This window comes from Amycolatopsis sp. NPDC003676 (assembly GCF_053587275.1).
On the sequence record NZ_JBSFNS010000204.1, the window covers coordinates 1 to 7744 of the forward strand.

Below are 7744 nucleotides of genomic sequence, written 5' to 3' on the forward strand. Positions count from 1 at the left end.
GGGTTGGGGGGTGTTTGTCATGTCATCTTTCCCCCTTTTAAATCCACCCCCGAACCGTCAGCACAATCGGCTTTCGGGGTTGGGGGCCGCCCGGCGCAATGTCGCCGCCAGGCGACGAGCCGAGCGAGAGACCTCAGGACGCAGGCAACGCAGCCAACCGAGCCTCAATCCGCCCGATATCGGCAACAGCAGTCTCCCGCCGCACCTTGATCTTCTCAATCACCTGCTCCGGCGCCTTAGCAATAAACGCCTCATTCCCAAGCTTCCCCTCAGTCTGCGCCAATTCCTTCCGCGCAGCCCCGAGATCCTTCTCCAACCGCTTCCGCTCAGCAGCAACGTCAATGGTCCCGGAAGTATCCAATTCCACCGTCACCACGCCACCAGCCAGCGCGACCTCCAACGAAGCACTGACCGAGAACCCATCCTCAGGCTCAGTAAGCCGCACCAACGACCGAATCCCAGCCTCGTGCCCAGCCGGGAACGCCTCCCCAGCCAACCGAGCAGCAACCTTCTGCCCAGGCTTCAACCCCTGATCAGCCCGGAACCGCCGAATCTCGGTAATCAGCTTCTGCACATCAGCAATCCGAGCGTCCGCGACCGAATCCGCATACCCCTCAACCGCCTTCGGCCACTCGGCGATCACCAACGACTCGCCACCAGTCAACGCAGTCCACAGCTTCTCCGTCACAAACGGCACAAACGGGTGCAGCAACCGCAGCACAGTGTCCAGCACATGCCCAAGCACCTTCCGCGTAGCCTCAACCCGCGCGGAATCCCCTTGGTACAGCTGAACCTTGGCCAGCTCCAAATACCAGTCGCACAACTCGTTCCACGTGAACTGGTACAACGCATTGGCAACCTTGGCGAACTGGAAGTCCTCGAACAACCCGTCCACTTCGGACACCAGCGACGCGAGCCGCCCGAGAATCCACCGATCCGACTCAGTCAACTCCGAAGCATCCGGCAACGACCCCTCAACGGTCGCCCCGTTCATCATCGCGAACTTGCTGGCATTCCACAGCTTCGTGCAGAAATTCCGCGACCCAGCGGCCCACTCGTCGGCCAACGCCATATCCGTCCCCGGATTGGCCCCGCGAGCAAGAGTGAACCGAGTGGCGTCCGCCCCGTAAGCGTCCATCCACTCCAGCGGATCAATGACATTCCCGCGCGACTTGGACATCTTCTTGCCGTTAGCATCGCGAATCAGCCCGTGCAGATAAACATGGTCGAACGGCTGCCGCCCGTCCATCTGCTGCACGCCGAACATCATCATCCGGACAACCCAGAAGAACAGAATGTCGTACCCAGTGGACAACACGCTGGTCGGATAGAACTTAGCCAGATCCGCGGTCTCCGACGGCCAGCCCAGCGTCGACATCGGCCACAGCCCCGACGAGAACCACGTGTCGAGCACATCCGGGTCCTGCGTCCACCCGTCGCCAGAGGGAGGCTGCTCGTCCGGACCCACGCACACGACCTCGCCGTCCGGCCCGTACCAGACCGGGATCCGGTGCCCCCACCACAACTGGCGGGAAATCGTCCAGTCGTGCATGTTGTCGACCCAGTCGAAGTACCGCTTCTCCAGCTCCGCCGGGTGGATCTTGGTACGCCCGTCGCGCACCGCGTCGCCAGCGGCCTGCGCCAGCTCCGCGACCTTGACCCACCACTGCAGCGACAGCCGCGGCTCGACGACCGTGTCGCAGCGGGAGCAGTGCCCGACCGCGTGCACGTACGGCCGTTTCTCCGCGACGATCCGGCCCTGCTCGCGCAACGCGGCGACCACCGCGGGCCGCGCCTCGAACCGGTCGAGGCCCTCGAACGGACCGGGCACGGTGACCTCGGCGCGCTCGTTCATGACGGTCAGCATCGGCAGGTCGTGGCGGCGGCCGATCTCGAAGTCGTTCGGGTCGTGCGCCGGGGTCACCTTGACCGCGCCGGTGCCGAACTCCGGGTCGACGTGCCGGTCCGCGACCACCGGGATCTTCCGGCCGGTCAGCGGCAGCTCGATCTCGGTGCCGACCAGGTGCGCGTAGCGCTCGTCGTCCGGGTGCACGGCCACCGCGGTGTCGCCCAGCATCGTCTCGGCGCGCGTGGTGGCCACGACGATCGAGGCGTCGCCGTCGCCGTAGCGGATCGACACGAGTTCGCCGTCGTCGTCGTTGTGGTCGACCTCGATGTCCGACAGCGCCGTCTGGCAGCGCGGGCACCAGTTGATGATCCGCTCGGCGCGGTAGATCAGGCCGGCGTCGTAGAAGTTCTTGAACACCGTCTGGACGGCCTCGGACAGGTTCTCGTCCATGGTGAAGCGCTCGCGCGACCAGTCGACGCCGTCGCCGAGCCGCTTCATCTGGCCGAGGATCTTGCCGCCGTACTCGGCCTTCCACTCCCAGACGCGCTCGACGAACTTCTCGCGGCCCAGGTCGTGGCGCGACAGGCCCTCGCCGGCCAGCTGGCGCTCGACGACGTTCTGCGTCGCGATGCCCGCGTGGTCCATGCCCGGCAGCCAGAGCACCTCGTAGCCCTGCATCCGGCGGCGGCGGCTCATCGCGTCCATCAGGGTGTGGTTGAGCGCGTGGCCCATGTGCAGGCTGCCGGTGACGTTCGGCGGCGGCAGTACGATCGAGAACGGCGGCTTCTCCGACGAAGCGTCAGCCGTGAAGTACCCGGCCGCTACCCAGCGGTCGTACATCGGGGCTTCCTCGGCGGCCGGGTCCCAGGCACCCGGAAGGTCGGTTTTCTGCTGCGGAGCGTTCTCGGTCACAATGGACAAGTCTACGAACCCGCCGCGGCGGGGTTACGCAGGGGGAAAGGCGGTGCGCCGATGACTCGGCCGGAGGATCCGGACGACCGGATGGAAACCCATCCCGACCTCATGGACCCCGAATGGCGCAAGCACGCCCAGCGGGACGCCTGGCTCGGCGCGAAGAAGGACATGAAGAAGCGGCGCAAGCGCGAACGCCGCAGCGCTCCGTCCCCGGTGTACGGCCGCGGCGGCGCGGCCCCGAGCCGCGTGCCGGGGATCGCGGCGATCGTCGGCCTGGTCCTGCTGCTCGCGGCGGCGATCGTGGTGCACCAGGTTCAGCCGATCGGGGTGAACGACGAGAAGATCGGGTACATCGTCGGGCTCGGTTCGCCGACTGACACCAGCGGTCAGGCGCTCTTCTAGGACCGCAGGTTCAAGATCGCGGCGCCGTCCGCGATGCTCTGCACCGGCACCAGCCGCTTGACCTCCGTGCCGGGCTTGCCCCCGCGTCGACACAGCGTCGCGGGGATGCCCCAGCTCTTTCGCCGAAAAGGCGACGACGAGCGCTGGCTCGAACACAGCCGCGCAGCCCTTCGAGAGTGACTCTGAGCAGTCCGTACCGTGCTGCGCGCCGGTTCAGGCGCTGAACTCCCGGACCGGACGTTTCGGACCAGCAACCTCACATCCGCACTCTCTTGAGCCGAGGATGCACAGCCTGGACTCAACAGGCTAGACTGTGCTTATGTCCGAACGCCCGTCCGTCCCGCCGCAGGTAGCCGAGTCCGCCGGCTGGATCCGCGGCGTCGTCGGCCAGCTGCATCGCCGGTTGCGGCAGGTCGACAACGCCGAGATCCTCACGCCGACCCAGACCGCCGTGCTCAACCGGCTGCATCGCGAGGGTCCCGGGACCCAGGCCGAACTGGCCGCGGCGGAGCACGTCCGGCAGCAGTCCATGGCCGCGACGCTCGGGGTGCTCGACACGCTCGGCTACCTGAACCGCACGCGCGACCCCGCCGACGGCAGGCGCGTCGTGATTTCGCTCTCCGATCTCGGAGCCAAGACGGTCATCGGGATCCGGCAGCACCGCGACGAATGGCTCGCCGCCGCGCTGGCCGACGAGCTCACCGAGGACGAACTCGAAACGGTCCGGCGCGCGCTGCCCTTGCTGCAGCGGATCGCCCAGCGCTGACCCCTTAACCCTGAGGAGCACTGACGAACACCGCGACCGCCCCCGCGAAATCCCGTTTCGGCGCGCGCCTGGTGACCCCGCTGGTCGCGAGCGCCGTGCTGAATCCGATCAACTCCACGCTCATCGCCGTCGCGCTCGTCCCGATCGGGCAGGCCTTCGGCGCCGGACCGGGCCGCACGGCCTGGCTGATTTCCTCGTTGTACCTGGCCACGGCGGTCGGGCAGCCGGTCGTCGGGCTGCTGGTGGACCGCTACGGCGCGCGGCGCGTGCTGCTCGGCGGCGCGGCCGTGGTGATGGTGGCCGGGATCGCCGGGATGATCCCGATCTCCGTTGAATGGCTTACCGGTGTGCGAGCGGTGCTCGGCATCGGCACTTGTGCCGGGTTCCCGGCCGCGATGGCCGTCTTGCGGCGGCGCGCCGACGAGATCGGCGAGGGCGTGCCCGCGCGGGTGTTGTCCGTGCTGGCGATGTCCGCGCAGACGGTCATGGTGATCGGCCCGACGCTCGGCGGCGTGCTGATCGCGCTCTTCGGCTGGCCCGCGATCTTCGCGGTGAACCTGCCGCTGGCTGGGATTTCCCTCGTGCTGACCCTGTTGTGGGTGCCGAAGGACACTCCGACCGAGAAGCCGACTGAGCGGATCGACGTCGCTGGGATCGCACTGTTTTCCGCCGCCCTGCTGGTGTTGCTGTGCTACCTGATGGCTCCCGGCATCGGCGATCTGTGGCTGCTGGCCGCGGCGATCGTGCTCGGCGCGCTGTTCGTGCGGGTGGAACTGCGTGCCCGGAAGCCGTTCATCGACCTGCGGATGCTCGCCGCGAACGGTCCGGTCCTGCGCACGTATTTGCGGCAGGCACTGAGTTTCCTCGCGATCTACACGATCATGTTCGGCTACGTGCAGTGGCTCGAAGAGGCGCGCGGGTTCGCCGAATCCGCCGCCGGGCTGTTGCTCCTGCCGATGTCCGGGATCGCAGTGGGCGCGGCCGCGCTGTCCGGCCGACCGACCGGTGTCCGGCTGCGGCTGTTGCTGGTCGGTGCCGCACTCCTCGCGGGCTCCGTCGCGCTGCTGTTCGTGAACGACGGCACCGCGTTGATCTGGCTGCTCGTGCTCGCCGCGTTGTTCGGTCTGGCGCAAGGGCTCACCAGCGTCGCCAACCAGACGACGCTGTACCGCGAGACTCCGGCCGAGACGATGGGCACCGCGAGCGGTCTCTTCCGGACCGCGCAATACCTCGGCGCGATAGTCGCGGCCACGGTCATCGCGCAGTGCTATGGCGGGCACGCCGACTCCGGAGGGCTGCACCGGCTGGCCGTCGTGCTGATCGTGACCAGCGGGTTGCTGCTGATCGTGACCGCCGCGGACCGCGCGCTGCTGCGGGCCGAACGCCGGGAACGGGCCCGCGAGGCGGCAGTGTGACGACCCCCGTCTTGGGTTCTGCAAGGCAAAGGCGGACGATGTGCCCATGACTCGCGAAGCTCCGACTGGTGACGTGGACGAAGCCCGCCTCGAAGTGGGCAAGCCGAAAGGCTGGGCTGCCGGAATCCCGGGAGTCGCGGTTTCGCTCGCGCGCGGGGTGGAGCAGATGGGCCCGGTCCGCACCGCGCGCACGCTGCGGCTGCTGAACCAGCGGGACGGCTTCGACTGCCCCGGTTGCGCGTGGCCCGAGCCGCGGCAGGTCGACGGCGAGAAGCGGAAGTTCGCGGAGTTCTGCGAAAACGGCGCGAAGGCGGTCGCCGAGGAGGCGACGAAACGGCGCGTCGGCCGTGAGTTCTTCGCCGCGCATCCGGTGTCCGAGCTGAACGAGCGCACCGACTACTGGCTCGGCCAGCAGGGCCGGCTCACCGAGCCGATGGTGCTGCGCGAAGGCGCTTCGCACTACGAGCCGATCTCGTGGGACGAGGCGTTCGGCGTGATCGTCGAGGAACTGAAGGGCTTGGCGAGCCCGGACGAGGCGATCTTCTACACCTCCGGCCGCACCAGCAACGAGGCCGCGTTCGTGTACCAGCTGCTGGTGCGCGCGTACGGCACGAACAACCTGCCGGACTGCTCGAACATGTGCCACGAATCGTCCGGCGCTGCGCTGTCGGCGACCACCGGCATCGGCAAGGGTTCGGTGTCGCTGGCCGACATCCACCAGGCCGACCTGATCGTGGTCGTCGGGCAGAACCCGGGTACGAACCACCCGCGGATGCTGTCCGCGCTGGAGCAGGCGAAGGGCAACGGCGCGAAGGTCGTCGCGGTCAACCCGCTGCCCGAGGCCGGGCTGATGCGGTTCAAGAACCCGCAGAACGTGCGCGGCGTGGTCGGCAAGGGCACGCCGCTGGCCGACGAGTTCGCGCAGATCCGGCTCGGCGGCGACCTCGCGCTGTTCCAGGCGGTCGGGCATCTGCTGCTGCAGTGGGAGGACGCCGCGCCGGGGTCCATTGTGGACCGCGAGTTCGTCGAGAAGTCCACGCACGGCTTCGAGGACTGGGCCAAGCAGCTGCGCGAGATCGACTGGCCGGAGACCGAGAAGGCGACCGGGCTGGATCGCGAGCAGATCGAGCACATCGCGCGGATGATCGCGACGTCCGAGCGCACGATCTACTGCTGGGCGATGGGGCTGACCCAGCACAAGCACGCGGTGCCGACGATCGCCGAGGTCGTGAACCTGGCGCTGGTGCGCGGGATGATCGGCAAGCCGGGCGCGGGCCTGTGCCCGGTGCGCGGCCACTCGAACGTGCAAGGCGACCGCACCATGGGCGTGTGGGAGAAGATGCCCGAGCCGTTCATGGACGCGCTCGACCGCGAGTTCGGCATCGCCGTGCCGCGCAAGCACGGCTGGGACACCGTTGACTCGATCCGCGCGATGCTCGACGGCCGCGGCAAGGTGTTCTTCGCGATGGGCGGCAATTTCGCCTCCGCCACCCCGGATTCGGACCGGACCGCGGACGCGCTGCGGGCGTGCTCGCTGACCGTGCATGTGTCGACGAAACTCAACCGTTCGCACGTCGTCCCTGGCCGCACCGCGCTGATCCTGCCGACGCTCGGCCGCACCGAGCGGGACGAACAGGAATCCGGACGGCAGTTCGTGACCGTCGAAGACTCGATGTCGCAGGTGCACGCCTCGCGCGGCCGGCTGGCTCCGGCGAGCGACGAGCTGCTGTCCGAGGTCGCCATCGTGTGCCGCTTGGCGGAGAAGCTGCTCGGTCCCGACCACTCGGTGCCGTGGCGGTCGTTCGAGAAGAACTACGACCTGATCCGCGACCGCATCGCCGCCGTGGTGCCGGGCTGCCACGACTACAACCAGCGCGTCCGCGAACCGGACGGTTTCGTGCTGCCGCACGCGCCGCGCGACTCTCGGGAGTTCACCGGCACGGCTACCGGCAAGGGCACGTTCACGGTGTCGGAGCTGGAGTATCCAGAGGTTCCCGAGGGCCGGTTGCTGCTGCAGACGCTGCGCAGCCACGACCAGTACAACACCACGATTTACGGGCTGTCGGACCGGTATCGCGGCATCGAGGACGGCCGCCGGGTCGTGTTCGTGCACCCGGATGACCTTGCCGCGCTCGGGGTCGCGGACGGGGAGATCGTGGACCTGGTCTCGGAATGGCGGGACGGGGACCGACGGGCGCCCAGTTTCCGTGCGGTGGCTTACCCGACGGCTCGCGGGTGCGCGGCGGCGTATTTCCCGGAGGCGAATGCGTTGGTGCCGTTGGATTCTGTCGCGGAGAAGTCGAATACGCCGGTGTCGAAGGCCGTGGTGATTCGGCTGGAGCCGCACAATCACGCGTGACCTGCTCGTGAGTGGCGATCACGGTTCTAACCGTGATC

5 protein-coding genes are annotated in these 7744 nt (G+C 68.0%); 4 read left to right on the forward strand and 1 reads right to left on the reverse strand.

Annotation, left to right across the window (positions count from 1 at the left end):
* Positions 1-133: 133 nt before the first annotated feature.
* Entirely contained in the window at positions 134-2761 is a 2628-nt protein-coding gene (locus ACWDNU_RS44430) for a valine--tRNA ligase (RefSeq protein WP_449673267.1), read from the reverse strand.
* Positions 2762-2821: 60 nt separating this feature from the next.
* Here ACWDNU_RS44430 and ACWDNU_RS44435 point away from each other — a divergent pair, with 60 nt between their 5' ends.
* From ACWDNU_RS44435 to ACWDNU_RS44450, 4 genes are all read left to right on the forward strand, one after another.
* Complete coding sequence (locus tag ACWDNU_RS44435; RefSeq protein WP_449673268.1) at positions 2822-3166, forward strand: hypothetical protein; 345 nt, start codon at positions 2822-2824, stop codon at positions 3164-3166.
* A 319-nt stretch (positions 3167-3485) separates the two neighbouring features.
* Entirely contained in the window at positions 3486-3932 is a 447-nt protein-coding gene (locus ACWDNU_RS44440) for a MarR family winged helix-turn-helix transcriptional regulator (protein ID WP_449673269.1), read from the forward strand.
* Between the two features lie 71 nt (positions 3933-4003).
* Positions 4004-5347: an MFS transporter gene (locus tag ACWDNU_RS44445; RefSeq protein ID WP_449673270.1), complete on the forward strand. Its 1344-nt coding sequence runs from the start codon at positions 4004-4006 to the stop codon at positions 5345-5347.
* A 46-nt stretch (positions 5348-5393) separates the two neighbouring features.
* Positions 5394-7706 (forward strand): FdhF/YdeP family oxidoreductase, encoded by a 2313-nt coding sequence (locus ACWDNU_RS44450; protein WP_449673271.1) that lies wholly within the window; start codon positions 5394-5396, stop codon positions 7704-7706.
* The last annotated feature ends 38 nt before the right edge of the window (positions 7707-7744 follow it).

What these genes read in the sequence shown, in the direction of transcription:
- ACWDNU_RS44435 (WP_449673268.1), top strand. Translation starts at nt 2,822, where the DNA reads ATGACTCGGCCGGAGGATCCGGACGACCGGATGGAAACCCATCCCGAC.
- ACWDNU_RS44440 (WP_449673269.1), top strand. Translation starts at nt 3,486, where the DNA reads ATGTCCGAACGCCCGTCCGTCCCGCCGCAGGTAGCCGAGTCCGCCGGC.
- ACWDNU_RS44450 (WP_449673271.1), top strand. Translation starts at nt 5,394, where the DNA reads ATGACTCGCGAAGCTCCGACTGGTGACGTGGACGAAGCCCGCCTCGAA.